The 24,810-nt window shown below is 69.4% G+C and carries 23 protein-coding genes; 11 read left to right on the top strand and 12 right to left on the bottom strand.

Annotated features, from left to right (window positions below; all coding sequences use genetic code 11):
- Positions 1 to 28: 28 nt before the first annotated feature.
- The 3 genes from ASG30_RS08320 (at position 29) to ASG30_RS08310 (ending at position 3,084) form a co-directional block, all read left to right on the top strand.
- Complete coding sequence (locus tag ASG30_RS08320; RefSeq protein ID WP_082521967.1) at positions 29 to 1,525, top strand: circularly permuted type 2 ATP-grasp protein; 1,497 nt, start codon at positions 29 to 31, stop codon at positions 1,523 to 1,525.
- 2 nt (positions 1,526 to 1,527) lie between these two features.
- Entirely contained in the window at positions 1,528 to 2,487 is a 960-nt protein-coding gene (locus ASG30_RS08315; RefSeq protein ID WP_055894879.1) for an alpha-E domain-containing protein, read from the top strand.
- Positions 2,488 to 2,607: 120 nt separating this feature from the next.
- Positions 2,608 to 3,084, top strand: coding sequence for a DM13 domain-containing protein (locus tag ASG30_RS08310; protein ID WP_055894878.1), 477 nt, complete (start codon positions 2,608 to 2,610; stop codon positions 3,082 to 3,084).
- A gap of 136 nt (positions 3,085 to 3,220) precedes the next feature.
- Here the strand turns inward: ASG30_RS08310 and ASG30_RS08305 are convergent, their stop codons facing one another.
- Genes ASG30_RS08305 through ASG30_RS08285 form a run of 5 tightly spaced genes read right to left on the bottom strand, consistent with a single transcriptional unit; the run spans position 3,221 to position 8,902 of the window.
- On the bottom strand, positions 3,221 to 3,844 hold the full coding sequence (locus ASG30_RS08305) for an HD domain-containing protein (protein ID WP_055894876.1): 624 nt from the start codon (positions 3,842 to 3,844) through the stop codon (positions 3,221 to 3,223).
- A complete protein-coding gene (mltB, locus tag ASG30_RS08300) occupies positions 3,841 to 4,926 on the bottom strand; it encodes a lytic murein transglycosylase B (protein WP_055894874.1) in 1,086 nt (361 codons plus the stop codon). Before mltB ends, ASG30_RS08305 begins: the two co-directional genes overlap by 4 nt.
- Positions 4,923 to 6,935 carry a transglutaminase family protein gene (locus tag ASG30_RS08295; RefSeq protein ID WP_055895818.1) on the bottom strand — a complete coding sequence of 671 codons (2,013 nt, stop codon included), beginning with the start codon at positions 6,933 to 6,935 and terminating at the stop codon, positions 4,923 to 4,925. Before ASG30_RS08295 ends, mltB begins: the two co-directional genes overlap by 4 nt.
- On the bottom strand, positions 6,932 to 7,981 hold the full coding sequence (locus ASG30_RS08290) for a DUF58 domain-containing protein (RefSeq protein ID WP_082521966.1): 1,050 nt from the start codon (positions 7,979 to 7,981) through the stop codon (positions 6,932 to 6,934). The genes ASG30_RS08295 and ASG30_RS08290 overlap by 4 nt, the downstream gene beginning before the upstream one ends.
- Entirely contained in the window at positions 7,982 to 8,902 is a 921-nt protein-coding gene (locus ASG30_RS08285) for an AAA family ATPase (protein WP_055894872.1), read from the bottom strand.
- Positions 8,903 to 8,943: 41 nt separating this feature from the next.
- On the opposite strand from ASG30_RS08285, the gene ASG30_RS08280 reads away from it, so the two are divergent.
- The 3 genes from ASG30_RS08280 (at position 8,944) to ASG30_RS08270 (ending at position 12,099) form a co-directional block, all read left to right on the top strand.
- Positions 8,944 to 9,903: a histone deacetylase family protein gene (locus ASG30_RS08280; RefSeq protein ID WP_055894871.1), complete on the top strand. Its 960-nt coding sequence runs from the start codon at positions 8,944 to 8,946 to the stop codon at positions 9,901 to 9,903.
- A 29-nt stretch (positions 9,904 to 9,932) separates the two neighbouring features.
- Positions 9,933 to 10,715 carry an enoyl-CoA hydratase gene (locus ASG30_RS08275; protein WP_055894869.1) on the top strand — a complete coding sequence of 261 codons (783 nt, stop codon included), beginning with the start codon at positions 9,933 to 9,935 and terminating at the stop codon, positions 10,713 to 10,715.
- 121 nt (positions 10,716 to 10,836) lie between these two features.
- On the top strand, positions 10,837 to 12,099 hold the full coding sequence (locus ASG30_RS08270) for a mechanosensitive ion channel family protein (protein WP_055894867.1): 1,263 nt from the start codon (positions 10,837 to 10,839) through the stop codon (positions 12,097 to 12,099).
- On the opposite strand, the gene ASG30_RS08265 is transcribed toward ASG30_RS08270, so the two are convergent.
- The 3 genes from ASG30_RS08265 to ASG30_RS08255 all read right to left on the bottom strand — a co-directional run bounded on the left by ASG30_RS08265 (position 12,068) and on the right by ASG30_RS08255 (position 14,956).
- Positions 12,068 to 13,360: a TRAP transporter large permease gene (locus ASG30_RS08265; protein WP_082521965.1), complete on the bottom strand. Its 1,293-nt coding sequence runs from the start codon at positions 13,358 to 13,360 to the stop codon at positions 12,068 to 12,070. The two genes, ASG30_RS08270 and ASG30_RS08265, sit on opposite strands and share 32 nt — an antisense overlap.
- Complete coding sequence (locus ASG30_RS08260; RefSeq protein ID WP_055894865.1) at positions 13,357 to 13,842, bottom strand: TRAP transporter small permease; 486 nt, start codon at positions 13,840 to 13,842, stop codon at positions 13,357 to 13,359. The genes ASG30_RS08265 and ASG30_RS08260 overlap by 4 nt, the downstream gene beginning before the upstream one ends.
- Positions 13,843 to 13,939: 97 nt before the next feature.
- Positions 13,940 to 14,956 carry a TRAP transporter substrate-binding protein gene (locus tag ASG30_RS08255; protein ID WP_055894863.1) on the bottom strand — a complete coding sequence of 339 codons (1,017 nt, stop codon included), beginning with the start codon at positions 14,954 to 14,956 and terminating at the stop codon, positions 13,940 to 13,942.
- A 263-nt stretch (positions 14,957 to 15,219) separates the two neighbouring features.
- Between ASG30_RS08255 and ASG30_RS08250 the strand changes: the two genes are divergently transcribed.
- The 4 genes from ASG30_RS08250 to ASG30_RS08235 all read left to right on the top strand — a co-directional run bounded on the left by ASG30_RS08250 (position 15,220) and on the right by ASG30_RS08235 (position 19,752).
- Positions 15,220 to 15,969 (top strand): electron transfer flavoprotein subunit beta/FixA family protein, encoded by a 750-nt coding sequence (locus ASG30_RS08250; RefSeq protein WP_055894862.1) that lies wholly within the window; start codon positions 15,220 to 15,222, stop codon positions 15,967 to 15,969.
- 2 nt (positions 15,970 to 15,971) lie between these two features.
- Positions 15,972 to 16,904 (top strand): electron transfer flavoprotein subunit alpha/FixB family protein, encoded by a 933-nt coding sequence (locus ASG30_RS08245; protein ID WP_055894860.1) that lies wholly within the window; start codon positions 15,972 to 15,974, stop codon positions 16,902 to 16,904.
- A gap of 101 nt (positions 16,905 to 17,005) precedes the next feature.
- Positions 17,006 to 18,796, top strand: a complete 1,791-nt coding sequence (locus ASG30_RS08240; protein WP_055894858.1) for an acyl-CoA dehydrogenase — start codon at positions 17,006 to 17,008, stop codon at positions 18,794 to 18,796.
- Complete coding sequence (locus tag ASG30_RS08235; protein ID WP_055894857.1) at positions 18,796 to 19,752, top strand: NAD(P)H-dependent flavin oxidoreductase; 957 nt, start codon at positions 18,796 to 18,798, stop codon at positions 19,750 to 19,752. The genes ASG30_RS08240 and ASG30_RS08235 overlap by 1 nt, the downstream gene beginning before the upstream one ends.
- A 66-nt stretch (positions 19,753 to 19,818) precedes the next feature.
- On the opposite strand, the gene ASG30_RS08230 is transcribed toward ASG30_RS08235, so the two are convergent.
- From ASG30_RS08230 to ASG30_RS08220, 3 genes are read right to left on the bottom strand one after another with little or no spacing between them, the layout of a single operon-like run.
- Positions 19,819 to 20,829, bottom strand: a complete 1,011-nt coding sequence (locus ASG30_RS08230; RefSeq protein WP_055894855.1) for a cytochrome d ubiquinol oxidase subunit II — start codon at positions 20,827 to 20,829, stop codon at positions 19,819 to 19,821.
- 14 nt (positions 20,830 to 20,843) lie between these two features.
- Complete coding sequence (locus ASG30_RS08225) at positions 20,844 to 22,226, bottom strand: cytochrome ubiquinol oxidase subunit I (protein WP_055894853.1); 1,383 nt, start codon at positions 22,224 to 22,226, stop codon at positions 20,844 to 20,846.
- A 1-nt stretch (position 22,227) separates the two neighbouring features.
- Positions 22,228 to 22,812, bottom strand: a complete 585-nt coding sequence (locus tag ASG30_RS08220; RefSeq protein WP_055894852.1) for a GbsR/MarR family transcriptional regulator — start codon at positions 22,810 to 22,812, stop codon at positions 22,228 to 22,230.
- A 104-nt stretch (positions 22,813 to 22,916) separates the two neighbouring features.
- Here ASG30_RS08220 and ASG30_RS08215 point away from each other — a divergent pair, with 104 nt between their 5' ends.
- Positions 22,917 to 23,996: a PA0069 family radical SAM protein gene (locus tag ASG30_RS08215; RefSeq protein ID WP_055894850.1), complete on the top strand. Its 1,080-nt coding sequence runs from the start codon at positions 22,917 to 22,919 to the stop codon at positions 23,994 to 23,996.
- On the opposite strand, the gene ASG30_RS08210 is transcribed toward ASG30_RS08215, so the two are convergent.
- Positions 23,997 to 24,563 (bottom strand): hypothetical protein, encoded by a 567-nt coding sequence (locus ASG30_RS08210; protein WP_055894848.1) that lies wholly within the window; start codon positions 24,561 to 24,563, stop codon positions 23,997 to 23,999.
- Positions 24,564 to 24,810: the final 247 nt, after the last annotated feature.

The following is a 24,810-nucleotide window of genomic DNA, read 5'->3' as shown; positions in this document are numbered from 1 at the left end:
CTATCCTTTGTCCGACGGAGAAGGCCGCATGCACAGATTCGACGAGATGTTCCGGCAGCTGCCCGATTCGGGGTCGCTGCAGTTCCAGTCCCAGACGATGGGCGGCATGAGCCAGTCCCAGGCGCAAGGTGTGCGGGACCATTACGAGCGCTACGCCAGCTGGCTGTCGCGCCAGCCCGGGGCCGCGATGGCGGCGCGGCGCGAGGAGGCGGAGATGATCTTCCGCCGCGTGGGCATCACCTTCGCCGTGTACGGCGCCAAGGACGAGGACGGCGCCGGCACCGAACGCCTGATCCCCTTCGACCTGATCCCCCGCATCATCCCGGCGCGCGAGTGGGCCGAGATGGAAAAGGGCCTGATCCAGCGCGTCACCGCCCTCAACCGCTTCCTGCACGACGTCTACCACGACCAGGAGATCCTGAAGGCCGGCGTGATCCCGGCCGACCAGGTGCTGAACAACGCCCAGTACCGCAAGGAGATGCGGGGCGTGTACACGCCGCACCACGTCTATTCGCACATCGCCGGCGTCGACATCGTGCGCGCGCCCAACGCGCAGGGCGAGGGCGAGTACTACGTGCTGGAGGACAACCTGCGCGTGCCCAGCGGCGTGAGCTACATGCTGGAGGACCGCAAGATGATGATGCGGCTCTTCCCCGACCTGTTCAGCCAGTACCGGGTGGCGCCCGTCGCCCACTACCCCGACCTGCTGCTGGAGACGTTGCGCGCCTCGGCCCAGCCCGGCGCGCCCGATCCCACCGTGGTGGTGCTCACGCCCGGCATGTACAACAGCGCCTACTTCGAGCACGCCTTCCTCGCGCAGCAGATGGGCGTGGAGCTGGTCGAGGGGCAGGACCTGTTCGTCAAGGACCGCTACGTCTACATGCGCACCACGCGCGGGCCGCGCCGGGTGGACGTGATCTACCGGCGCGTGGACGACGACTTCCTCGACCCGCAGGTGTTCCGCCCCAACTCCACCCTGGGCTGCCCGGGACTGGTGGACGCCTACAGCGCGGGCAACGTCACCATCTGCAATGCCATCGGCGCGGGGGTGGCGGACGACAAGTCGATCTACCCCTACGTGCCCAAAATGATCGAGTTCTACCTGGGCGAGAAGCCGATCCTGTCCAACGTGCCCACCTACATGTGCCGCAAGCCGGAGGACCTGAAGTTCGTGCTGGCCAACCTGCAGGACCTGGTGGTCAAGGAGGTGCACGGCGCGGGCGGCTACGGCATGCTGGTCGGGCCGGCGTCGACCAGGCAGGAGATCGAGGACTTCCGCCAGGCGCTGGTGGCCAATCCCGCCGGCTACATCGCCCAGCCCACGCTGAGCCTGTCGTCCTGCCCCACCTTCGTGGAGAGCGGCATCGCGCCGCGCCACATCGACCTGCGGCCCTTCGTGCTCTCGGGCAAGCAGGTGCAGCTGGTGCCCGGCGGGCTGACGCGGGTGGCGCTCAAGGAAGGATCGCTGGTGGTCAACTCGTCCCAGGGTGGCGGCACCAAGGACACCTGGGTGCTGGAGATCTGACCATGCTGTCGAGAACCGCCGACCACCTCTTCTGGATGGCCCGCTACACCGAGCGGGCCGAGAACACGGCCCGCATGCTGGACGTGAACTACCAGACCTCGCTGCTGCCGCAGTCGGCCGCCGTCGCCCAGGTGGGCTGGCAGGGCCTGCTGTCGATCAGCGAGCTGGTGCCCTCGTACACCGCCCGGCACGGCGAGATCGAGGCTTCGCGCGTCATGGAGTTCATGGTCAAGGACGAGACCAACCCCTCGTCCATCCTGTCCTGCCTGCGCGCGGCCCGCGAGAACGCGCGCGCCGTGCGCGGCTCGCTGACCACCGAAGCCTGGGAGACGCAGAACCAGACCTGGCTGGAGGTCAACCGCATGCTGCGCATCGGCGAGTTCGAGCGCGATCCCGGCCAGTTCTTCGAGTGGGTGAAGTTCCGCTCGCACCTCTCGCGCGGCGTGACGGTGGGGACCATGCTGATGGACGAGGCGCTGCACTTCATGCGCCTGGGCACCTTCCTGGAGCGCGCCGACAACACCGCGCGCCTGGTCGACGTGAAGTTCCACGCGGTGCAGAGCGACTTCTTCGGCGCCGCCACCGAGCAGGACCAGGAGTACGACTTCTACCACTGGAGCGCCATCCTGCGCAGCGTGTCCGGCTTCGAGATCTACCGCAAGGTGTACCGCGACGTGATCAAGCCCGAGCGCGTGGCCGACCTGCTGATCCTGCGCCCCGACATGCCGCGCTCGCTGCACGCCAGCCTGAACGAGGTGGTGTCCAACCTGGGCATGGTCGCCAACGACCAGTCGTCCGAGACGCAGCGGCGCGCCGGCAAGCTGCGCGCCGAGCTGCAGTACGGCAGCATCGACGAGATCCTGTCCACCGGCCTGCACGCCTTCCTCACCCAGTTCCTCGACCGGGTCAACGAACTGGGCTCGCGCATCAGCCGCGACTTCCTGGTGCCCGCCAAGCTCTGACGGTTCTGGCGGCAGCGCCGCCAGGGTCGGGCAGCCGGGCCTGGTGGTCACGGGGGAGGTGTAAGGTCCGGCGCCCGGCGCCGACCCATCGTCACCACTTCTTCCGATCGGGGCCGACCCATGAAGCTGCGAAAGACGATCCTCCTGCTGGCCTCGCACGCCCTGGTGGCGCTGCTGGGCTTCGCCGCCGGTGTCTACACCTTGCCGCTGCTCATCGCGCCGCAGGCGCCCACCGCCGCGCAGGTCCGGGCACAGGGCTCACAGGCCCGCCACACGGCGCAGTTCCGCCGCGAGCTCAAGGGCAGCGACGCGCTGCACTGGGGCGAGGGCCAGGTGACCGTGGGGCCGGAGTCGGTGGCGCTGCTGGGCGAGATCGCGCCGGGGCCCGACTACAAGCTGTACCTCTCGCCGCGCTTCGTCGAGGACGAGGCGCAAGTGCAGGCGCTGAAGGCGCAGATGCTGCGGGTGGGGGACGTGAAGACCTTCCGCAACTTCATCGTGCCGCTGCCGGCGGGGGTGGACCTGGAGAAGTACGACACCGTGCTGGTGTGGTGCGAGACGTTCAACGAGTTCATCACGGCGGCGAAGTACCGCTAGATCGAACGAAAAAAATCCGTCATTCCCTCGAAGGCGGGAATCCAGGGCTTGCGCCTTCGACAACGGGACGAAATCGGAAAGCACTGGGTCCCCGCCTCCGCGGGGACGACGCAGTTTTTAGCCCAACGCGTTCGATTTATCCCAGCGCTGCCAGCGACCGCGCCAGGTTGTCCCGAGCCCGCGCCTCCAGCGCATCCCGGAAGGCATCCGTCGCGAAGATCCGCGGCCGTCCAAGGAACCCGCGCAGCACCCGCGCCCGCCCCGCACCCCACTGCGCGTCGTCCACGTGCGCATACTCCCGCCGCACCTGCCGCTCGTAGTCGTCGAAGCGCGCCGGCGCGGCGCCCAGGATGGCCAGGTCGATGTCCAGCAGCAGGCGGGTGTCCGGGTCGTCGCCCTCGGCGACATGCCCGCGGGTCGCCAGCACCAGCGCATGCACGCGGTCGGCCACCTGCGCATCGCAGCCGGCCGCCAGCACGCTGTCGCGCGCCCAGTCGGCGCTGCGCTGCTCGTTGTCTTCGCGCCGCGGGTCGTACACCGCGTCGTGGAACCAGATCGCCAGCTCCACTTCGGCCGGCCGGCGCGCCAGCATCGAGGCGGCCTCGAAATGCGCCAGGCATTCGCGCAGGTGCTGCAGCGTGTGGTAGTGCCGCTGCGGCTCGCCCCAGGCGGCCACCAGCTGGTTCATCAGGCCGCCACTGGCCGTGGCGGCACCCAGCTCGCCCCACAGCCGCTGCCAGCTGCCCAGGGTGAGGTTCACGAGCCGCCCCGCGCCATGGCTTCCTTCACCTCGCGGCCCAGCTCGATGACGGCCATGGCGTAGTAGCTCGACCAGTTGTAGCGGGTGATCACGTAGAAGTTCTCGGTGCCGGCCACGTAGCTGGGCGCCTCGGCCCCGTTCTGCAGCTCGACCAGCGCCAGCGGCCCCGTGTGCTGCACCGCCGCGTCGTCGAGCACGGCGCCCTTGGCCAGGAAGCTGGGCACGCTGAAGGTGGGCAGGATGTCGGGCGCCAGCAGCGCCTCCTTGTCCAGCCGCTCCTCGTCGAAAGCCACCGGGTAGTGCGTGGGCATGCCCGGCTGCCAGCCGAACGACTTGAAGTAGTTGGCCACCGAGCCGATGGCGTCGGTCGGGCTGCGCCACAGGTCGATGCGGCCGTCGCCGTCGAAGTCGATCGCCCAGCGCGACCAGCTGCCCGGCATGAACTGCGGCATGCCCATGGCGCCGGCGTAGCTGCCCAGCGGCCGCGCCGGGTCCACGCCCATCTGGTGCTGCAGGGCCAGGAACTGCTCCAGCTCGTTGCGGAAGAATTTCGTGCGCTCGGCTGCGCGCGGGTGCGCCTGCGGGAAATCGAAGGACAGCGTGGCCAGCGCGTCGAGCACGCGGAAGGTGCCCATCTGCTGCCCGTAGATGGTCTCCACGCCGATGATGCCGACCACCATCTCCGGCGGCACGCCGAAGTCCTGCTCGGCCCGCTCCAGCGCGGCCCGGTTCTCCTGCCAGAAGCGCACGCCGGCCTGGATGCGGATCGGGTCGATGAAGCGGCTGCGGTAGACCGCCCAGTTCTTGGGCGTGCCGGTGGGCGCCGGCTGCATCAGCCGCACCACCACCGGCAGCATGCGCGCCTCGCGCAGCGCCGACTGGGTCCAGGCCGGGTCCAGGCCCTGGCGCTCGGCCACCTCCTGGGCGAAGGCCATGGCGTCCTCGCGGCCGGCATAGGGCGTGCCCTGGCGCGCCGGTGCGGCGACCTTGGTCTTGCGGGGCGGGGAGGGTTTGGAGGGGCCAGCGGCGGCGGCAACGGCGACGGCCGCCAGGGCGGCGGCCAGGGAAAGGGCGCGGATCATCGGAAAGCGGGCCAGGGGAGTCGGTTCAGTTCCCGCTGGAGGGCGGGGAGGGGGGCCTGGGCCTGGCGCGCGTAGCGCTGGGCCTCCAGCCGGAGCAGCCAGTCTGCCAGCGGACGACCTTCGTCGCCGAAACGCTTGGTGACGGCGTCGGCCATCTGGCGCGGCCCGCTGCTGGGCGAAAGCGGCACGCCGGCCTGCGCCAGCCGCTGCCGCACCCGCGCCAGCAGGCGCAGCCAGGGGTCCTGGCGGCTGCGCTCCCAGCGCGCCCAGGCCGCGCCGCCGAGCGCGGCCACCACCACGATGCCGATCAGCACGTAGCTCAGGTCCTGCCAGTTGGGCGAGCTGAAGCCCAGGGCGCGCAGCAGGTCCAGCTGCTTGCTCTGGGTGTAGTTCAGCACCCATTGGTTCCAGCGGTTGTTGACCGCCTCCCAGGCCTGGCGGAAGTTGACCAGCAGGCCGGGGCTGACGGTCCCCAGGGCACTGGCGAAGGCGCTGGGCGGCGGACGCAGGCGCTGCAGCGAGCCGATGCGGCCGGGTGCCACCATGCCCGTGGGATCGACCCGCACCCAGCCGCGGCCGGCCAGCCAGACCTCGGCCCAGGCGTGGGCGTCGCTGTGGCGCAGCACCCAGTAGCCGTCCACCGGGTTGCGCTCGCCGCCCTGGTAGCCGGTGACGATGCGCGCCGGGATGTCCATGCCGCGCATCAGCACCACGAAGGCCGACGCGATGTGCTCGCAAAAGCCCTGCTTGCGGTCGAACCAGAACTCGTCGGCCGTGTGCTCGCCATACAGGCCGGGATCGAGGGTGTAGACGTAGCCGCCAGTGCGAAGCTGCTCCAGTGCGGCCTGCACCAGCCCCGGCTTGTTGGCCGCGCCGCCGGGCACCCGGGCCATCAGGTCGGTGGCCAGCTGCAGCGTGCGCGGGTTGTAGCCCGCGGGGAGCTCCCGGTACTGCGGCTGCAGCGCGGTCGCCGAGCGCGCCTGCGCGCCGGCGCGGTAGTCGACGAAGCTCTCGGCCGAATAGCGCAGCAGGTCGGTGACCGGCCGGGTGGACACCCACTGCAGCTCGCCGCCGCCGATGACGGTGTGGCCCTGCGCTAGCGGCGCCTTGGGCGTGGCGTCCAGGACCGGCAGCCAGGGCCGGTTGTTCGGCTCCAGCGTGACCGTGTAGCGCACCGGCGCGCCCAGGCCTTCGACCGCCTGCGGCGGCAGCAGGGTGGCGGTGTACGGCGTCAGGCGCGCGAGCAGCGGACGCCACTCGCGCCCGTCGAAGGTGGAGAGCACCGGCCCGCGGAAGTAAAGCCCGGCGGGCGGCGGGGCGCCCTCGAACTTCACCCGCATGGCGATGCCTTCCTCCAGCGCGAGCTGCGCCACGTTGCCCACCTGCATGGTGGACGACAGGCCGGTGCGGCCCGCGATGCTGTCGGCCGGCAGGCCCCACAGCGGCGCCAGGCGCGGGAACAGCATGAACAGCACCACCATCACCGGCGCGCCCAGCAGCGCCATCGTGGCCGCGGTGCGCGCCGCATGCGCCAGCGGCGGGCGGCCCACCGGCATGTGGGCGTTGACCAGGGCCGTCAGCAGCCCCAGCAGGCCCACCAGCATCGCCCCCGCCGTCAGCAGCGACTGCGAGAAGAAGAAGTTGGTGAGCATGGTGAAGAAGCCGAGGAAGAACACGACGAAGGCGTCGCGCCGCGCCCGCAGCTCCAGCGTCTTGAGCGCCAGCAGCACCACGATCAGCGTCACGCCGGCGTCGCGCCCCAGAAGGGTCCGGTGGCTCAGCAGCGTGGCCGCGATGGCCAGTGCCAGCAGGCCCAGCACCCAGGCCGTGCCCGGCAGCGGGGCGGCGCGCACCGCCAGCACGCCGCGCCAGACCAGGATGGCGGCGGTCATCGCCGCGCACCACCACGGCACCCGGCCCACCATCGGCAGCAGCACCCAGGCGATGACGCCCAGCAGGAACAGCGTGTCGCGCGCGTCGCGCGGCAGCGAATGCAGCCGGGCGGTCAGCACAGCGCCAGCGCCTCCAGGCAGCGGCGGCGATGCGCCTCGCCCGAGTCGGGCGCGACCTGCTGGCCGGGCAGGCGCAGGCCGTAGTCCACGCCCAGCTTGTCGGCCTGCAGCACCCAGGCGGCCAGGCGGGCCAGGCGGGCCTCGGTGTCGCTGGCGCCGGCCAGGGTGAAATCGAGCCAGAGTTCGCGCCGCTGCGCCTGCTGGGTGTCACGGCTGACCAGCTCGTCGGCCTTGGCGGCCTTCTTCCACACCACCAGCTTCATCGGGTCGCCCCGGCGGTAGGCGCGAACGCCGTCGAACTCGCCGCTGGCCTGCATGCGAGCGCTGCCGGCGCCGCCTGAACGCGGCTCGCCCTCCGGCAGCGGCGGCGGCAGCGCTTCGGGGGCGGGGTAGACCAGCACCTGCGCGGCCGGCCGCCACACGGTCCAGACCCGGAAGGTGCCCAGCGGAAAACGCGTCTCGGCCGTCAGCGCCGGCACCCGGTGCAGGCCGCGCCGCTGCGGCTGGAAGGCGACCGAGACGTTGGCGCTGCCCAGGCCGGGCACGTCGGTCCAGGCCCAGCGGTCCTCGCGGCTGTCGTCCAGCACCGCCAGGCCGATGCCGTAGCGCGGCGCCTTGCGCTCGTTGGTGAGGACGATGCGCAGCGGCGCATTGCTGCCGGCGAACACCGGCTCGGGCGGGGTGAGCGTCAGCCGCAGGCCGCGCAGCGTGGCATGGCAGACGTGCATGCCGGCCACGGCGCTGCCGGCCAGCAGGAAGGTGAGCAGGTAGCCCAGGTTCAGCTGGTAGTTGATCGAGGCCACCAGCAGCACCAGCAGCGTGGTGGCGAGCATCAGCCCGGGGCGGGTGGGCAGGATGTAGACGTTGCGCTGCGTCAGGGCCAGCGTGTCCGACAGCGGCAGGCGGGACTGCCACCACGCGCGGAACTGCCGGCGGGCGAGGGCCGCGGGGTTCCATGCGCGGGCCGGCCCTTCGGCTTCGCCGGACCACGGTGGGCGCCCGCTCGAGGGTGAGGCGCCGACGGCGCTTCGGGGGTGGGCCATCTACGGCAGCGGCACGGCGTCCATCATGGCCCGCACCTGCTCGACCGGCCCGCGGCCGGCGTCGCCCACCGGCACCAGGCGGTGCGCGATGGTCTGCGGCAGGATGGCCTGCACGTCGTCGGGCGCCACGTAGTCACGCCCGCTGAGGAGCGCCTGCGCCTTGGCCGCGCGCACCAGCGCGATGCCGGCGCGCGGCGACAGGCCCTGCAGGAACCAGCGGCCCGACCGCGTCGCGGCGATCAGGTCCTGCACGTAGTTGAGCAGCGGGTCGGCCGTGTGCACCGCCAGCACCTGGCGCTGCAGCCAGTCCAGGTCGATCGGCGTCAGCGAACTGCTCATGCCCACCACCATGTCGCGCCGGTCGGCGCCCAGCAGCAGCTGGCGTTCGGCCGAGCGGTCCGGGTAGCCCAGCGAGATGCGCATCAGGAAGCGGTCGAGCTGCGACTCGGGCAGGGCGAAGGTGCCCAGCTGGTCGTGCGGGTTCTGGGTGGCGATGACGAAGAAGGGCGCGGGCAGGGCGCGGGTCTCGCCTTCGATGGTGACCTGCTTTTCCTCCATGGCCTCCAGCAGGGCGCTCTGCGTCTTGGGGCTGGCGCGGTTGATCTCGTCGGCCAGCAGCACCTGCGCGAAGATGGGGCCGGGGTGGAAGACGAAGGCCTCCTTGCCGCGCTCGTAGATCGACACGCCCGAGAGGTCGCTGGGCATCAGGTCGGAGGTGAACTGCACGCGGGAAAAGTGCAGGCCGAAGGCGCGGGCCAGCGCGTGCGCCAGGGTGGTCTTTCCGACCCCGGGAACGTCCTCGATCAGCAGGTGGCCGCCGGCCAGCAGGCAGGCCACGCAGTCGCGCACCTGGTCGGCCTTGCCGACGATCACCGTGTTAAGCTGGTCCAGCAGCGTCTTGAGCTTTTGTTGTGCTTCCATCACGGGCCTGACGTTATCCGAATTTCCGTGTGCCCCGATCCATGAGTGCGAACAAGACCGGGTATTTCAGCCATCCGTCGTGCCGCAAGCACGAGATGGGCCCGGGCCACCCGGAATGCCCGGAGCGCCTGGACGCCATCGACGATCGCCTGCTGGTCACCGGCGTGGCCGACGCGCTGGACCGGCGCGAGGCGCCGCAAGCCTCCCTGGCCGACCTGGAACTCGCGCACGACCGCATGCACGTGGCCGCCCTGCGCGGGCTGCGCGAATCGCTCGAGGAGCAGATCGCCGCGGGCGGCTCGCCCTACGCCGCCATCGACCCCGACACCGCCATCAACCCGTACACCTGGGACGCCGCGCTGCATGCCGCCGGCGCCGCGCTGGCGGCCACCGATGCCGTGATGGCCGGCGAGATCGAGAACGCCTTCTGCGCCGTGCGGCCGCCCGGCCACCACGCCTGCCGCGGGCGGGCCATGGGCTTCTGCTTCTTCAACAACGTCGCGGTGGCCGCGCGCTACGCGCTGGCGCGCCATGGCTTGAAGCGCGTGGCCATCGTCGACTTCGACGTGCACCACGGCAACGGCACCGAGGACATCCTGGCCGGCGATCCGCGCGTGCTGATGGTCGGCTTCTTCCAGCACCCGTTCTATCCGTACTCGGGCGATGCGCCGGCGGGCGACAACATGCTCAACCTGCCGGTGCCGGCGTACACGCGCGGCATGGAGATCCGCGAGCTGATCGAGACGTACTGGATGCCGCGGCTGGAGGCCTTCCGGCCGGAGATGCTCTTCATCAGCGCCGGCTTCGACGCCCACCGCGACGACGACCTGGGCCAGCTGGGCCTGACCGAGCAGGACTACGCCTGGATCACCGGGCGCATCAAGGACGTGGCGCGCCGGCACGCGCGGGGCCGCATCGTGTCCAGCCTGGAAGGCGGCTACAACCTGGACGCCCTGGGTCGCAGCGTCGAGGCGCACGTGCGGGTGCTGGCCGACCTGTGAGAGAAGACAAGGCGACAGAGGAGACCGCATTGAGCGAATCGACCGAACCCGTGGTCCACGCCCGCGATGCGCGCGGCGTGGTGACGCTGACGATGAACCGGCCCGCCAGCTTCAACGCCTTGAGCGAGGAGATGCTGGGCGCGCTGCAATCGGCGCTGGACCGGGTGGCCGACGATGCGTCGGCCCGCGTGGTGGTGCTGGCCGCGGCCGGCAAGGCCTTCTGCCCCGGCCACAACCTCAAGGAGATGATCGCCCGGCCCGAGCTGGCCTACTACCAGCACCTGTTCGCGCAGTGCAGCCGCATGATGCTGGCGATCCAGAAGCTGCCGGTGCCGGTGATCGCCCGCGTGCACGGCATCGCCACCGCGGCCGGCTGCCAGCTGGTGGCCCAGTGCGACCTGGCGGTGGCCTCCACCGAGGCGAAGTTCGCGGTGAGCGGCGTCAACTTCGGCCTGTTCTGCGCCACGCCCAGCGTGCCCCTGCTGCGCAACATCGCGCCCAAGCAGGCGATGGAGATGCTGGTGACGGGCGACTTCATCGACGCCCAGCAGGCCCGCGAGCGCGGCCTGGTCAACCGCGTCGCGCCGCCCGAGCGGCTGGACGAGGAGATCGAGTCCCTGGTGGCCAGCATCCTGGCCAAGCCGCGCCAGGCGCTGGCCATGGGCAAGGACCTGTTCTACCGCCAGCGCGAGCTGGGCGTCGAGGCGGCCTACCAACTGGCCTCGCAGACCATGGCGGTGAACATGATGGACGGCTGCGCCCAGGAGGGCGTGACGGCGTTCGCGGAGAAGCGCAAGCCGAGATGGAACTGATTCAGCGCACTGCGCACCGCGACCCCGTCATCCCCGCGGAGGCGGGGATCCAGTGCTTCCCGGTTGTCGCGCAGATCGGCATTCCTGGATTCCCGCCTTCGCGGGAATGACGAAAACAACCATGAGTCCTTTAGAAAAACTGGTCCACGAGCTGGGCCATCCGGGGATGCCTGCGGAAATCGGCATCCTGCTGGGCTGCCTGCTGCTGGCCTTCGGCGCGTGCTGGGCGGCCGGCCGGCGCAAGTCGTCCGATTCGGTCTGGTTCGGCCGGATCGTCGTCGACGGCCTGCTGTTCCCGCTGGTGGCGCTGGGCTTCACCTACGCCGCGATGAAGCTGGTGCAGAGCTGGCAGACGGTGGCGCTGCTGCGGCTGGCCGTGCCGGTGCTGATCGCGCTGGCGGGCATCCGCTTCATCGCGCGGGTGCTCACCGTGGCCTTCCCGACCTCGGGGCTGGCCCGCCTGGTCGAGCGCTCGTTCTCCTGGGTCGCCTGGATCGCCACGGCGCTGTGGGTGGTGGGCGTGCTGCCGGCGGTGCGCTCGGAGATGGACGGCATCCGGTTTGCGATGGGCAAGACGCGCGTCAGCCTGCTGACCATCGTGGAAGGCACGCTGTCGGCCGGCCTGGTGCTGGTGGCGGCGCTGTGGATCTCGGCGGTGCTGGAGCGGCAGGTGCTGAGACAGACGGTGCACGACCTGTCGCTGCGCAAGGTGGCGGCCAACGTGATCCGTGCCGCGCTGCTGGTGGTGGGCTTCCTGTTCGCGCTGTCGGCGGTGGGCGTGGACCTCACCGCGCTGTCGGTGCTCGGCGGCGCGCTGGGCGTGGGCATCGGCTTCGGCCTGCAGAAGCTGGCGTCCAATTACGTGAGCGGCTTCGTCATCCTGTTCGAGCGCAGCCTGCGCATCGGCGACGTGGTGAAGGTGGACGCGTTCGAAGGCACGGTGGTCGACATCAAGACCCGCTACACGCTGATCCGCTCCAACAACGGCCGCGAGTCCATCGTGCCGAACGAGAAGCTGATCACCGAGCGCATCGAGAACCTCTCGCTCGTGGATCCGAAGATGCTGCTCACCACCGAGGTCGCGGTGGGCTACGACAGCGATGCGGACCAAGTGCAGCGCCTGCTGGTCGCGGCCGCGGCGGGCGCCCAGGGCGTGCTGAAGGATCCGGAGCCGGTGGCGCGGCTGGTGAAGTTCGGCGCCGATGGGCTGGAGTTCCACGTGCAGTACTGGATCGGCAACCCCGGCGCGCAGGCCAACGTGCGGTCCGAAGTGAACCTCACGCTGCTGCAATCGCTGCGGCGGGCGGGCATCGACATCCCCTACCCGCAGCGCGTGGTGCACCTGCCGCCGGCTATGCCACCAGCGAAGGCAGCCACAGACTGATCTGCGGGAAAGCGATCAGCACGCCCAGCACCGCGATCATCACCAGCACGAAGGGCCAGCAGCCGCGGAAGATGTGGCCCAGGCCCACCGAGGGCAGCAGCGAGTTCAGCACGAAGAGGTTCATGCCCACCGGCGGCGAGATCAGGCCGATCTGCACGATCATCACGATCAGCACGCCGAACCACACCGGGTCGAAGCCCAGGCCGGTGACGATGGGGAAGAACAGCGGGATGGTCAGCAGCACCATCGTCAGCTCCTCCATCACCGTGCCCAGCAGCACGTAGATCGCCATCATCGCCACCACCACCATGGTGGGCGACAGGCCCATCTGCGTGATCCAGTCCTTCAGGTCGCCCGGCAGGGTGGTGAAGTTGACGAAGTTGGCGAAGATGGTGGCGGCGATCAGCAGCGTGAACAGCATCGCCGTGGTGCGCGCCGATTCGACCAAAACCTGGAACAGCACCGCCGGCGTCAGCCGCCCGCGGAACAGCGCGAACAGGAAGGCGCCGAAAGCGCCGAAGCCCGCGCCTTCGGTGGCGGTGAAGAAGCCGCCGTAGATGCCGCCCAGCACCACGATCACCAGCACGGCCACGCCCCAGATGCCGCGCAGCGCGCGCCAGCGCTCCGGCCAGCTGGCGCGTTCGCCCGGGGGCGCGTGCTCGGGGTCGCGGGAGGTGATGATGGCGATCGCCGCCATCAACCCCAGCGCCGTGATCAGCCCGGGCAGGACGCCGGCGGCGAACAGCTTGCCGATGTTGGTCTGCGTGATGATCCCGTAGATGACCATGATGGTCGACGGCGGGATCATGATGCCCAGCGTGCCGCCCGCGGCCATGACGCCGGTGGACAGCTCGTCGCTGTAGCCCAGCTTGCGCATGGACGGGTAGGCGACGCGGCTCATGGTGGCCGCGGTGGCGATGGACGAGCCGCAGATCGCGCCGAAGCCGGCGCAGGCCGCGACGGTCGCGTGCGCCAGGCCGCCGCGCACGTGGCCGATGAAGGCGTAGGCGGCCTGGAACAGCTCGTGCGCCAGGCCGGCGCGGGCGACGAAGTTGCCCATCAGGATGAACAGCGGGATCACCGACAGCGTGTAGGCGAAGCCGGTTTCGTAGACCACCTGGGCCGAGCTGGCCAGCGCCGGGTTCCAGCCCCGGGTGAGGCCGATGCCGACGAAGCCCACCAGGCCCATGGCGAAGGCCAGTGGCACCCGCATCAGGGCGAGCGCGAAGATGGCCGCAAAGCCGAGCAGGGCCGCCGTCACAGCGCGACCCCTTCGCCTTCGGCCCGCTCGACGGGCACCTTGCCCATCATCATCAGGTGCACCACGCCGGTGGCGGCGCACAGGACGGCCATGCCGTAGAGGAAGGGCGCCTTGAGGATCAGCAACTGCGCGGTGGTCTCGCCCGTCGCCAGGAACTCGCCGGCGGTGCGCCACATCAGCCAGGCCAGCGCCAGCAGCACGGCGCCGCACAGGAGGTGCACCACGTAGGCCTGCGCGCGGCGAACCCAGTGCGGCAGGTAGGGATCGAGCGAGTCGAATTCCACGTGTTCACCCCGTTCGGACACCAGCGGCAGCGCGCCGAAGATCACCACCACCATCAGCAGCTCGGTGAGCTCCAGCGAGCCCGTGATGGAGTTGGAGAGGAACTTGCGGCCCAGGACGTCGAAGAACGTGAGGGCCATGATGGCGAACAGCGCGCCGCCGGACAGCAGTCCGCACAGCAGCTCCAGGGTTCTTTTCATGGGGTGGGTCCTGCGGACGCGCCGGGCGGGCAACGGCCCTTCAAAAAGCGAAGCGGCACCTCGTGCAAGGTGCCGCTCCCGTGCCGCGGCGCCCGGCTTACTTGGAAGACTTGGCGATCTCCGCGCGGAACTCGGCCAGCACCTTGGCGGCGTCCTTCAGGCCCTTGGCCTGGGCGTCCTGCGCCCACTTCTGCTCCAGCGCCGAGGTCTTGGACTTGATGTCGGCCACGAACTTCTCGTCGGCCTTGACCACCTGCACGTTGTTGGCCTGCATCAGGCCGAAGGCGCGGCGGTCCACCTTGTCCCAGTTGCGGCCCATGATGCGCGCGGCCACCTCGCCGGAGGCGGAGTCGACCGCCTTCTTCTCGTCGGCCGAGAGCTTGTTGTACTTGTCCTGGTTCATCATGAAGACGAAGCTGGTGTTGTACAGGCCGCCCGGGAAGGTGGTGGCGTGCTTGATCACCTTGTCGATGCGGAAGGACTCGATCGACTCGGCCGGGAACAGCGTGCCGTCCATCACGCCGCCGGTGAGCAGCTCGTAGGACTCGGGGGCGGGCTTGAGCGTGACGTTCATGCCCAGCGACTTGGAGATCTCGTTGACCATGCCGCCGCCCACGCGCCACTTCAGGCCCTGCAGGTCTTCCAGCTTGGTCACCGGCTTCTTGGTGTTGAACACGATGCCGGGGCCGTGGGTGAAGTAGGCCAGCACCTTGATGCCCTGGTGCTCGGCCGCGAACTCGGGGTGCCTGGAGGCCACGCGGTTGAACGCCACCGAGATCGGCTCGGCGGAATCGCCCAGGAAGGAGAACTCGGCCATCTGGGTCAGCACGAAGCGGCCGGGCGTGTAGCCGTGCACGGTGAAGGACACGTCGGCCAGGCCGTTGCGCACCGCGTCCAGCGTGCCGGGGGGCGCGGCGACCGCGCGCGGCAGCACGTTGCAGCGGATCTTGCCGGCCGCATTCTTCTCGACCAGTTCGCACCACTCCTTCTGCGCGATGCTCAGCGAGTGCGTGGGCGGCACCCAGCTGGAGAGCGTGAGCACGGTCTGCGCGGCCACGGGAGCGCAAGCCAGGGCGGCGGCCAGGGCGGCGGCGGGGAACAGGATGCGGGGCATGGGATAGTCTCCTTCGATTGGCTTGGCGGCCAATGTAAGGGCCGGGGGTCAGCGCATCGGTCCTGACTTACCCCGAGTCAGCGGTGCGCGCGGCAGGCCACTGTCGTGGCGACGACAGTCTCGAGGGGACTCTCCAGAACGACGGCCCGGCCCGTCCCTATAATCAAAATCGAACGATCGTTCTTTTTTGTCGAGTTCGAATCCGCGCCGCGGCATAGAATTTTCGACTTTACGTAAACGTCAATTCGCCTAGGAGCTCCCTGATGAAGGTTCTCGTCCCGGTCAAGCGGGTGGTGGACTACAACGTGAAAGTCCGAGTCAAGTCGGACAACACGGGTGTGGACATCGCCAACGTGAAGATGAGCATGAATCCGTTCGACGAGATCGCTGTCGAGGAGGCCGTGCGCCTGAAAGAGAAGGGCGTGGCCACCGAGGTCATCGCCGTCTCCTGCGGGGTCCAGCAGTGCCAGGAGACCCTGCGCACCGCCATGGCCATCGGCGCCGACCGCGCCATCCTGGTCCTGACGGATGAGGAACTGCAGCCGCTGGCCGTGGCCAAGCTGCTCAAGGCCCTGGTCGACAAGGAACAGCCCGGCCTGGTGATCCTGGGCAAGCAGGCGATCGACGACGACGCCAACCAGACCGGCCAGATGCTGGCCGCGCTGGCCGACCTGCCGCAGGCGACCTTCGCCTCCAAGGTCGAGATCGCGGACGGCAAGGCCAAGGTGACGCGCGAAGTCGACGGCGGCCTGGAGACCATCTCCATCTCGCTGCCGGCCGTGGTCACCACCGACCTGCGCCTGAACGAGCCGCGCTACGTGACGCTGCCCAACATCATGAAGGCCAAGAAGAAGCCGCTGGAGACGGTGACGCCCGCCGACCTCGGCGTGGACGCCAAGCCGCGCCTGAAGACCCTGAAGGTCACCGAGCCGCCCAAGCGCAGCGCCGGCGTGAAGGTGCCCGACGTGGCGACCCTGGTGCAGAAACTCAAGACCGAAGCGAAGGTGATCTGAACATGGCCTGCCTCGTCATTGCCGAACACGACAACGCGCACATCAAGGGCGCCACCCTCAACACCGTCACCGCGGCCGCGGCCTGCGGCGGCGACGTCCACGTGCTGGTGGCCGGCCACAACGCGGCCGAAGCCGCCAAGGCCGCCGCGCAGATCGCCGGCGTCGCCAAGGTGCTGCACGCCGACGGCGAGCACTTCGCCCACGGCCTGGCCGAGAACATGGCGGCGCAGGTGCTGGCCCTGGCCGGCAACTACAGCCACATCCTGTTCCCGGCCACCGCCAGCGGCAAGAACATCGCCCCGCGCGTGGCCGCCAAGCTGGACGTGGCCCAGATCAGCGACATCACCAAGGTCGACGCGCCCGACACCTTCGAGCGCCCGATCTACGCCGGCAACGCCATCTCCATCGTGCAGAGCCAGGACGAGAAGAAGGTGATCACGGTGCGGACCACCGGGTTCGATCCGGCTGCGGCCACCGGCGGCAGCGCCGCGGTGGAGACCGTCACGGCCGTGGGCGACAGCGGCAAGAGCAGCTTCGTCGGCCAGGAGATCGCCAAGAGCGACCGCCCCGAGCTGACCGCCGCCAAGGTGATCGTCTCCGGCGGCCGCGCGCTCGGCTCGGCCGAGAAGTTCAACGAGGTGATGACGCCCCTGGCCGACAAGCTGGGTGCCGCGCTGGGCGCCAGCCGCGCCGCGGTGGACGCGGGCTACGCGCCCAACGACTGGCAGGTGGGCCAGACCGGCAAGATCGTCGCGCCGCAGCTGTACGTGGCCTGCGGCATCTCGGGCGCCATCCAGCACCTGGCCGGCATGAAGGACTCCAAGGTGATCGTCGCGATCAACAAGGACCCGGAGGCGCCGATCTTCAGCGTGGCCGACTACGGCCTGGAAGCGGACCTGTTCACGGCGGTGCCGGAGCTCGTCAAAGCTCTGTGAGCTTTTACTCGCAGGGACTAGGGGCTGGGGGCTCGGGGCTAGGGAACAGCCAGATCCCCCTAGTCCCTAGCCCCTAGTCCCTAGCCCCTGGAGTTCACGCAATGACCTACCGAGCCCCCGTCAAGGACATGCTCTTCGACATCCGCCACCTGGCGGGCATCGACGAGATCGCGAAGATCCCCGGCTTCGAGGAAGCCGGCTTCGAGACCGCGCAGGCCGTGCTGCACGAGTGCGCGAAATTCAACGAGGAAGTGGTGGCCCCGCTCAACGTGGCCGGCGACCAGAACCCCTCGAGCTGGAAGGACGGCAACGTCGCCACCACGCCGGGCTTCAAGGACGCGTACCGCCAGTACAGCGAGGGCGGCTGGCAGGGCCTGCAGCACCCGGCCGGTTTCGGCGGCCAGGGCCTGCCCAAGACCATCGGTGCCGCCTGCGGCGAGATGCTCAACTCGGCCAACCTCAGCTTCGCGCTGTGCCCGCTCTTGACCGACGGCGCCATCGAGGCGCTGCTGACCGCCGGCTCGGACGACCTCAAGGCCACCTACCTGGAGCGGCTGGTGAGCGGCGAGTGGACCGGCACCATGAACCTGACCGAGCCGCAGGCCGGCAGCGACCTGGCGCAGGTGCGCACCCGCGCCGAGCCGCAGCCCGACGGCACCTACAGGATCTTCGGCACCAAGATCTTCATCACCTATGGCGAGCACGACATGGCGGACAACATCGTCCACCTCGTGCTGGCGCGGGTGGTGGGCGCGCCGGAGGGCGTCAAGGGCATCAGCCTGTTCGTCGTGCCCAAGTTCATGGTCGACAAGGATGGCACGCCGGGCGCGCGCAACGACGTGCACTGCGTGAGCATCGAGCACAAGCTGGGCATCAAGGCCTCGCCGACCGCCGTGCTGCAGTACGGCGACCACGGCGGCGCCGTCGGCTACATCGTGGGCCAGGAGAACCGCGGCCTGGAGTACATGTTCATCATGATGAACGCGGCCCGCTACGCCGTCGGCGTGCAGGGCATCGCGATCGCAGAGCGCGCCTACCAGAAGGCAGTGGCGTACGCGAAGGACCGCGTCCAGTCGCGGCCGGTGGACGGCTCGATGAACACCAGCGCGCCCATCATCCACCACCCGGACGTCAAGCGCATGCTGATGACGATGCGCGCCTACACCGAGGGCTGCCGCGCGATGGCCAGCGTGGCCGCGGCCGCGTACGACGCCTCGCACCACCATCCCGACGCGCAAGTGCGCAAGCAGAACCAGGCCTTCTATGAGTTCATGGTGCCGCTGGTGAAGGGCTTCTCCACCGAGATGAGCCTGGAGGTCACCTCGTTGGGCGTGCAGGTGCACGGCGGCATGGGCTTCATCGAGGAGACCGGCGCGGCCCAGTACTACCGCGACGCCAAGATCCTCACCATCTACGAAGGCACGACCGCGATCCAGGCCAACGACCTGGTCGGCCGCAAGACCGCGCGCGACGGCGGCCAGACCGCCCGCGCCATCGCGGCGCAGATCGAGAAGACCGAGGGCGAGCTGGCGCGTCGCGACACCGTCGCGGCGCGTGCCGTGCTGCGCCGGCTGACCGCCGCGCGCAAGGGCTTCCTGGACGTGGTGGACTTCATCGCGGCCCAGGCCAAGGGCAGCCCGAACGCGGCCTTCGCCGGCTCGGTGCCCTACCTGATGCTGGCGGGAAACCTGGTGGCGGGCTGGCAGCTGGCCCGATCGCTGCTGGCGGCCGAGGAGCTGGCCGGCCGGGGCGAGGACACGGCCTTCATGCAGGCCAAGGTGACGACGGCGCGCTTCTATGCCGACCACATCCTGTCGCGCGTGCCCGGCCTGCGCGACAGCATCGTCGAAGGCGCGGACAGCGTGACCGGCCTGGCGCTCGAGGCGTTCTGATGTCGCGTCTGCCTCCCGCCCTGCGCAACCTGGCGCTGCCGGTGATCGGCTCGCCGCTGTTCATCGTCAGCAACCCCAAGCTGGTCATCGAGCAGTGCAAGGCCGGCATCATCGGCTCGATGCCGGCGCTCAACGCCCGGCCCGCGTCGCAGCTGGATGAATGGCTGCACGAGATCACCGAGGCGCTGGCGGCGCACGACCGGGCGCACCCCGAGCGGCCCGCGGCGCCGTTCGCCATCAACCAGATCGTGCACAAGAGCAACGACCGGCTCGAGCACGACATGGAGGTGGTGGTCAAGCGCAAGGTGCCGGTGATCATCACCTCGCTGGGCGCGCGCACCGACGTCAACGACGCCATCCATTCCTACGGCGGCGTGGTGCTGCACGACATCATCAACAACGCCTTCGCGCGCAAGGCGGTCGAGAAGGGCGCCGACGGCCTGATCGCCGTGGCGGCGGGCGCCGGCGGCCATGCGGGCATCAAGAGCCCGTTCGCGCTGGTGCAGGAGATCCGCCAGTGGTTCGACGGCCCGGTGGCGCTGTCCGGTGCCATCGCCAACGGCGGCGCGGTGCTGGCGGCGCAGGCCATGGGCGCGGATTTCGCGTACATCGGCTCGGCCTTCATCGCCACCCACGAGGCCCGGGCGTCCGAGGCCTACAAGCAGGCCATCGTCGAGAGCACGAGCGACGACATCGTCTACTCGAACCTGTTCACCGGCGTGCACGGCAACTACCTCAAGCCCTCCATCCGCAACGCCGGGCTCGACCCGGACAACCTGCCGGAGAGCGACCCCAGCAAGATGAACTTCGGCGGCGGCGACAGCAAGAAGGCCTGGAAGGACATCTGGGGCTGCGGCCAGGGCATAGGCGCGGTGGACGAGATCATCAACGTCGCCGCCTTCGTGGCCCGGCTCAGGAGCGAGTACGACGCCGCAAGGATTCGCCTGGCGATCTGACAAGCCTCGTCATTCCCGCGGAGGCGGGAATCCAGTGCGTTCCGCCCCGCCTGCGCGGGGACGACGTCATTTCGCGGCGTAACTCAGCTCGCGCGCCCGCCCCCAGAACACCCGGTACATGAAGATCGTGTAGACCACGATCGCCGGCAGCGTGATCGCCACGCCGATGAAGATCACCACCAGCGACTCGTGGGCGCTGGCCGCCTGCCACACGGTCATCCGGTCGATCACGATGAACGGGTAGATGCTGTAGGCCAGCCCGAGGAACGCCATCACGAACAGCAGCACCGTGCTGGCGAACACCACCCAGCCGTAGCCCGCCGCCACCACGTTGGGGCGGCGGGTCACGTGCCAGGCCGCGTAGAAGGCCGCCGCGCAGGCCACGGGGATGGGCAGCAGCCCGATCAGCTGCGGCATGGCGAACCACTTGTCGAACACCGTGCGGCTGACCAGCGGCGTGGCCATCGAGATGCCCGCCAGCGCCACGCCCATCGGCCACAGCACCTTGCGGGCCCAGGCCACGGCCTTGGCCTGCAGCTCGTCCCAGGTCTTCATGATCAGCCAGCCGGCCCCCAGCATCGCGTAGGCCGTGGGCAGCGTCACCGCGATGCCGAAGGCGAACGCCAGCGACCAGGGACCGCGGTCGAAGCTGGTGAGGTAGGCGCCCAGCATCCAGCCCTGGGCCATGGCCGCCATCAGCGAGCCCGTCGAGAAGAGGGCGTTCCACATGCCCTTGCGTGCCGCCCGCGCCTTGACGCGGAAGTCGAACGACACGCCGCGCAGGATCAGCCCGATCAGCATCACCGCCACCGGCAGGTAGAGGTTGGTGAGCACCAGGCTGTGGGCGAACGGGAAGGCGACCAGCAGCACGCCGATGCCCAGCACCAGCCAGGTCTCGTTGGCGTCCCAGAACGGGCCGATGCTGGACACCATGATGTCCTTCTCGACGTCGGTGGCGAAGGGCAGCAGGATGCCCACGCCGAGGTCGTAGCCGTCCAGCACCACGTAGGCCAGCAGCGACAGGCCCATCACGGCCATGAAGACCAGGGGCAGCAGGGTGGTCCAGTTCAGTTCCATGGTGGGGTCCTCCTTCAGGCCGGTCCGCCGATCGGCATGCCGGGCTTGGGGCTCTGCGGCGCATCGGGCGTGGGCATGGCGGGATGCCGGCTCATGTACATCAGCACCAGCACGTAGGCGGCCAGCAGGAAGGCATAGACCGCGAGGTAGGCGACCAGGGTGGTGAGCACCAGCCCGGGCGGGTGGTCGGCCACCATATCCGCGGTGCGCAGCACGCCGTAGACGATGAAGGGCTGGCGGCCGATCTCGGTCACCCACCAGCCGGCGAGCGTGGCGACCCAGCCCGAGAAGGTCATGCCGGCCAGCACGCGCAGCTGCATCACCGTGAACGGCTGCCGGTCCTGGAAGGCGCGGCCGCGCCACTGGGTCCACATCGCCCACCAGGCCACCAGCAGCATCAGCACGCCCATGCCCACCATCACGCGGAAGCTCCAGAACACCGGCGCCACCGGCGGATGCGCGCCCTCGAACTGGTCCAGCCCCTTGAGCTCCGCGTCCATGTCATGGGCCAGGATCAGGCTGGCGAAGCCGGGCAGCTTGATCGCGTAGTCGGTGCGGCGCTCGGCTTCGTTGGGGATGCCGAAGAGGGTGAGCGGCGCGCGCTTCTCGGTCTTCCACAGGCCTTCGACGGCGGCGATCTTGGCCGGCTGGTGCTCCAGCGTGTTCAGCCCGTGCAGGTCGCCGGCGACGATCTGCAGCGGCACGGCGAAGGCCGCCACCGTGACCGCGGTGCGCATCGCCCGCAGCGTGCCGCCGTTGCTGGACCTGGTCAGGAACTGGTAGGCCGACAGGCCCGCGATCAGGAAGGACGCGGTGAGCGTCGAGGCCAGCAGCTTGTGCGCGAGCCGGTAGGGGAACGAGGGGTTGAAGACGATCTGGGCCCAGCTGTCCGCGTGCATCACGCCGTCGATCATCTTGTAGCCCACGGGCGTCTGCATCCACGAGTTCAGGCTCAGGATCCAGAAGGCCGACAGCGTGGTGCCGGCCGCGACCATGAGCGAAGCCAACAGGTGGGTGCGGTCGGACACGCGGCTCCGCCCGAACAGCATGATCCCCAGGAAGGTGGCCTCCAGGAAGAAGGCTGTGAGCACCTCGTAGCCGAGCAGCGGCCCGGCGATGTTGCCGGCCTTCTCCATGAAGCCCGGCCAGTTGGTGCCGAACTGGAAGCTCATGGTGATGCCCGACACCACGCCCAGCGCGAAGCTCAGGGCGAACACCTTGGTCCAGAGGTAGTAGGCCTCCTCCCAGTAGCGCGCATCCTCGTGGCCGCGCGCGAAGTTGCCGCGCAGCCGGAAGTACACCAGGAACCAGCCCAGTGCGATGTTGATGGTGGGAAAGAGGATGTGGAAGCTGATGTTGGCGGCGAACTGGATGCGCGAGAGCAGGAGGGCGTCCATGTCATGACTCCGTTTTCTTCGTTTGTGACGCGCCCTTGCCCGTCATCCGGTCCTTGAACTCGAGCACCCGGGTCACCGTGGCGCCCATTCCCATGAGTTGCATCGCCGTCTCCGGCGCGAGCTTTTGCACATCGTCGAACCAGGTCATCAGCCGGTCGATCAGGTCGTGCATCTGCCGCATGCGCTCCTGTGCATGCCGGTCGGCGTCGTTGACCGGCTGCTGCAGCATCGCCATGCGCAGCATCGAGAGGGTGGGTTCGATCTCGCGGCGCCGGCGCTCCTCGGCCAGCACGCGGAAGATTTCCCACACGTCGCCCGGGGCCTCGAAGTACTCGCGCCGGTCGCCGGGCAGGTGCTTCAGGCGCACCAGGCGCCAGGACTGGAGCTCCTTCAGCCCCATGCTGACGTTGGAGCGCGAGAACTCCAGCGCCTCGGCGATCTCGTCGGCGTTGAGCGCGCGCTGAGAGATGAAGATCAGCGCGTAGATCTGGCCGACGGTGCGGTTGATGCCCCAGCGGCTGCCCATCTCGCCGAAGTGCGAGACGAATTCGCGCGATAGCGGGGGGAGGTGGTCCTGCAAAGGCATGGCGAGATTGTGCCGTGGGCGGCATGAACTTTCAGTAAGTTCTGAAAAGTTGGTATGCACGGCAGGGTTACACGGCCTGCCAATACTGGATGAAAATACAGTCCATGAGCATTTCGCTGATCCCGGTCGAGGCCATCAAGGGCCGTGGCACGGCCACCCGCCATCCCCATCGCTTCGAGCGCGATGCCCGGGAAGCCTTCGACGACGGCTGGGAAGTCGAACCGGAAGACGGCTCGCTGCCGCCCCGGACCGAAGTGACCTGGGAGGCCCCGCGCAGCGTGATCGGGGACGTGGACTCGCCCGACATCTACTTCGAGCGATCGCTCAACCCGTACCGCGGCTGCGAGCACGGCTGCATCTACTGCTACGCGCGGCCGACGCACAGCTACCTGAACCTGTCGCCGGGGCTGGATTTCGAGACGCGCATCATCGCCAAGCGCGGTGTCGCCGACGTCCTGCGGCGCGAGATCTCCCGGCGGAACTACCAGCCCAAGATGATCGCCATCGGCACGGCCACCGACTGCTACCAGCCGGTCGAGCGGGAGCTGCGGCTCACGCGATCGGTGATCGAGGTGCTGCACGAGACCGACCACGCTTTCTCGCTGGTGACCAAGTCCGCCGGGGTCGAGCGCGACCTGGACCTGATCGCGCCCATGGCCCACCGGAAGCTGGCGGCCGTCTACGTCACCATCACCACGCTGGACGCCGACCTCACGCGCAAGCTGGAGCCGCGGGCCGCCGCGCCCCACCGGCGGCTGCGCCTGCTGCGCACCCTGGCCGAAGCCGGCGTGCCCTGCGGCGTGAGCCTGGCGCCGCAGATCCCATTCCTCACCGACGACATGGAACAGGTGCTCGAAGCCGCCTGGGACGCCGGCGCGCGCAGCGCCTTCTATCACGTGCTGCGCCTGCCCTGGGAGGTGAGCCCGCTGTTCCGGCAGTGGCTGCAACTGCACTATCCGCAGCGGGCCGAGAGGGTGATGGCCCGGGTGCAGGACATGCGGGGCGGCAAGGACTACGACGCCGACTTCGCCACGCGCATGAAGGGCAGCGGCCCGTGGGCGGAGCTGATCGGCCAGCGCTTTCGCAAGGCGGCGGCGCGGCTGGGGTTCAACCGGGAGCGGGTGGAGATGGACACCAGCCTGTTCCGCCCGCCGTCGCCGGCCGGGCAGGGCCGGCTGTTCTGATCAGGCGGCGGCCAGGCGGCCGAGCAGCGCGAAGCCGACCGAGGCGACGAAGAACCAGAGGAAGATGCCGCCCAGGTTGGACCGCAGCTGGGCGGGGCCGGACAGGCGGCGCAGTTGCGTGTTCCACAGCCACAGCACCGGCAGGCCACCCAGCAGTACCAGCAGGATGGGGACCTGCCAGCTGAACAGCGAGGCCCAGGCGGGCAGCAGGGCGGAAATGCGGGTGGCGTCGTCCACCAGCGAAGTGGGCGGGATCGTCTGGGTCCACACGCCGCCGGACAGCAGGGCGCTGCCCAGCAGGGCGAAGGTGGCGGCCGGCTTGAAGGTGCGGCGCCAGCCGAAAACGCTCAGGAAGAAACCGACGGCACCGGCGATGCCGATGCTGGCCGCGATGGCCGGCAGCAGCGACCCCATGCCGACCAGCGCCTGCCACAGCCAGGCATTGCAGGCGATGCCCACCCAGCCCGCGACGGCGGCCACGGCCCAGCCCGGATGCAGCGCCAGGCGCGCCTCCCCCGGGGTGAGGATGGAATGGAAGCCCGTCGACCGGAACAGCTTGAGGGACATAACGCGCGATTGTGGATTGACGCGGGCGTCAAGCCAACGGAACTGTCGCGTTAGGGGGACAAGGTCGTAAGCAAACGTTAGCGCCGGCGTCAAGGCCGGCGCTCCCGCGGCTCGTCAATCCTGCCAGTCCGGGCCGTCATTCCCGCGGAGGCGGGAATCCAGCAACTGTCTTGGTTGTCAAGCGGCCGATGCTGGATTTCTGAAGGGCGTCGAACTCTTGACCATCGCGTTCAGGATGGTCAACAGC

It is taken from the genome of Ramlibacter sp. Leaf400 (genome assembly GCF_001424545.1).
GTDB lineage: Bacteria > Pseudomonadota > Gammaproteobacteria > Burkholderiales > Burkholderiaceae_C > Ramlibacter.
Note: the sequence above shows the minus strand (reverse complement) of the source record. Positions and strands in the feature narration are given on the sequence as shown.